The organism is Paenibacillus sp. 01L418, assembly GCF_056400045.1.
This window is the reverse complement of record NZ_JBFTSN010000594.1, coordinates 1-3,178: the sequence shown is the minus strand read 5'-3', so window position 1 is coordinate 3,178 and position 3,178 is coordinate 1. Positions and strand designations below refer to the sequence as shown.

At 45.7% G+C, this 3,178-nt stretch carries 4 protein-coding genes; all 4 read right to left on the bottom strand.

What is annotated here, in order from left to right; translation table 11 throughout:
* Window positions 1-44: 44 nt before the first annotated feature.
* Complete coding sequence (locus AC1DSE_RS33275; RefSeq protein WP_477511336.1) at window positions 45-893, bottom strand: NAD-dependent epimerase/dehydratase family protein; 849 nt, start codon at window positions 891-893, stop codon at window positions 45-47.
* 15 nt (window positions 894-908) lie between these two features.
* A complete protein-coding gene (locus AC1DSE_RS33270) occupies window positions 909-1,850 on the bottom strand; it encodes an aldo/keto reductase family protein (RefSeq protein WP_477511337.1) in 942 nt (313 codons plus the stop codon).
* Window positions 1,851-2,062: 212 nt separating this feature from the next.
* Window positions 2,063-2,620 (bottom strand): hypothetical protein, encoded by a 558-nt coding sequence (locus AC1DSE_RS33265; protein ID WP_477511338.1) that lies wholly within the window; start codon window positions 2,618-2,620, stop codon window positions 2,063-2,065.
* A 124-nt stretch (window positions 2,621-2,744) separates the two neighbouring features.
* Window positions 2,745-3,178: helix-turn-helix domain-containing protein (locus AC1DSE_RS33260; RefSeq protein WP_477528912.1), on the bottom strand; the 434-nt coding region annotated here is incomplete at its 5' end.

The window sequence follows — 3,178 nt, the reverse complement described above, 5'->3', positions numbered from 1 at the left end:
ATAACGTTCTTCGTATAATTTTTTTCTCGGACTCGACTTTCCTTTTATCCGTTGACGTAATCACGCCATTGATGTTTTGGCTTCCAGTTGAGCAGCCGTTTAGCCTTCTCATTGCAGAGCAATGTTTCGTGCCCCTCCAGCGGCTTGCGGAAATCATTGACCTCCGGGAAACGAGCTGCCATAAGCGCCCGGCTTGGCAGCGCCATGCTGCTATCATCCGCTGCAAGATTAAGCGCCACGCTTCCGAGCCCTTCTGCTTCAATAGCGAGTTGACAAGCTTCCGCCGCATCTCTCGTATCAATGTAGCTCCATAGAATACGCTCGCGCTGCTCGGGATCATGGATAAATGACTCGAATCGCTCATACGCTTCTGGTGCAATAACATTGCCTAGGCGGAATGAAACAACCTGCATGCCTGTTCTACGGTTTATCATATCCGCTGTTTGTTCATTTACGATTTTGGACAAGCCATAGCTGTCCTCAGGAAGCTGCGGATGCTCTTCATCGACGGGAACATACTTAGGCCCGAACTTCTCTTTGGCAAATACGAGGCCATAAGAGGATTCGCTCGAAGCAATAACTGCCTTGCGGATGCCAAGACCCGCTGCAGCCTCCAATATGTTGTAGGTAGACATCATATTGTTGTGAAACGTAACCTCATTCGGATGCGAGTACGCAACTGGAATGGCAGCCAAATGCACAACGGCATCCGCCCCAGCCAATACGCCGTACACTTCACCCAAATGGTTCAAATCAACGATTACAGTTCGRCATAGCGGTTCGGCTGGATGTTTCACATCCGCATTCACAACCTCGTATCCCTGCTCAACAAAATGCTTAACTACCCATTTCCCCAGCATGCCGCTGCCGCCTGTAACAACTACTTTCGGCACTTCATTCACTCCTTCTTATGCTCCTAATATTTGTTCAATCCGCTCCGTAATATCAGCGCTTAGCACGACACCCGATGCCTTCATGTTCTCTTCCACCTGTGCAGGATTGCTAGCTCCAACGAGTGCACTAGATACATTCGGCTGGCGCAAAATCCAAGCAAGCGCCAGCTGACCAACCGTTAATTCCAGCTCTGCTGCCACCACGCTCAGCTCGCGCACTTTATTGATTTTCTCTTCCGTCACACCTTTGCGCATGCCATCAAGCTTCGCTGCACGGCTGTCCGCAGGCACATCATTCACGGAACTGTATTTGCCCGTCAGCAGTCCCTGAGCGAGCGGCGAGAACACGACTTGTCCAATACCGCCGCGCTCACCGTAAGGAATGACTTCCTTCTCGATATAACGGTTAAACATATTATAAATCGGTTGGTTAACTACGATTCGGTCGAGCAAGTAACGATCAGCAATTGCATGCGCTTCCACCATTTGCGCGGTTGTCCATTCGCTAACGCCAACGTACAGCACTTTGCCTTGGCGTACCAGATCGTCAAGCGCACGAAGCGTCTCTTCCATAGGCGTACTTGGATCATGGCGGTGGCAGTAATATAGATCCACATAATCTGCTCCAAGCCGTTTCAGGCTGGCATTGCACTGCTCCATAATATGTTTGCGGGATAGTCCCCGATCATTTGGACCATCACCCATCTGTCCAAACACTTTGGTTGCGAGCACATAGGATTCCCGTGGAAAAGCACGAAGCGCTTCTCCCATCAGCTTCTCTGCTTCCCCTCTCTCATATACATTCGCTGTATCAAAAAAATTAATGCCAAGCCCGTAGGCTGTTTGAATCGCTTTCACCGCATTTTCACGTTCTACGTAACCGCCGTATGTCAACCAGCTTCCTAGACTGATTTCACTAACCTTCAATCCACTTTTCCCTAAATGACGAAATTGCATCTCTACTCATCTCCTCATGAATTGTAAAATAGCAATCGAAATGCTGCCTTAAGCACGCTAGCATCTCTATTCTAGAGAAGTTTGTATCATTATGTAAGTAGTGAAAAAAAGGTCACTATATTATATGAGATATACATACTATACTTAAAGTAACTGCTAGTTTCTTGATTTTTATCTTAAAATAAACCCGTTGGGACGGGTGATTCGCAGTACTATTCGTCCAACCATTGCTGTACTTTGCTATCCATTTCTTTTTGCAAATTGTCTAAAATGCCGCTTTTATTATGCATTATATCCAAATACTTTTTGGGAAACATCCTTTTCAACGAAGATTGATAAAGACTGCCGTCTTTCGGTTCAGTATATTCGGTTACAACATATCCCGCTGCTTTTTTCTTCAAGCGAATGACCGCAGGCATGGAATGCCCTGCTTGAATTTCTAGACCCGAAAATTTATTAAATCCGCCAAAATAGGAATGCATATACACCGTAATGATGCCCGATGATTCGCTTGTGCCATAAACCTCATGCACCTCAAACTGTTTTTCCGTTTGAGAGGAGACGGAATCATATTTTTGAATAATATAATTTGAAATTACCTCGTTCATATCATCTGATAACTGTTTTTCTTGATAAGAGGCTTGCATTTCCTCTGATTCGCTAGTGACCACTTTCCCACTGCTATTCGTTGTTCCATTATTCTCTTCCTTTTCGCAAGCACTAAGAATGCAAACCGCTGCTAGCAAAACAAACCAAATCTTTAACTTCACCAAAAATCCCTCCTCTTCACCCTCATCATCATAGACTCTTTAATGATTACTTAGGTTGCATTTATGGAGAAATTATCCACTGCATTCGAATGCCCACCTATCTATTTTCCGCTCGTTTATCGTTCTATTGCTTATTCAAGTTTTTCCGAAATTCCGTAGGCGATTGTCCGCTCCATTTGTGAAATTGCTTCGTAAAAAAGAGCGGGTCATTAAATCCAACAGATGAGGCAATCTGGGCAATCGTAAGCTCGCCTTCAAGCAGCTCCTCTGCTTTCTTCATTCGTACCTTTTGTAAATATTGCATGGGCGGCAGCCCCGTCGCATCCTTAAACAGCCTCGTTAAATGCGCGCGATGATAGCCGAGTGTTTGAGCGATTCCTTCAATAGAGAGCTGCTGTCCATATTGGAGCGATATGAGGCGAATTGCCTGATCAATTTGGCGGTAAGAACGAGATTCTGGTACGATCTCTTCGGTTATTCTCGTAAGGTTCATTCGTCCAAGCTCATGAAATATTAATCTCAGCCAGCCCGAAGCTTCCATATTGCCAAGCGCTGGGG

Bases quoted from the DNA above. Each gene is read 5' to 3' on its own strand.
- AC1DSE_RS33270 (WP_477511337.1), bottom strand. From the start codon at position 1,850: ATGCAATTTCGTCATTTAGGGAAAAGTGGATTGAAGGTTAGTGAAATC.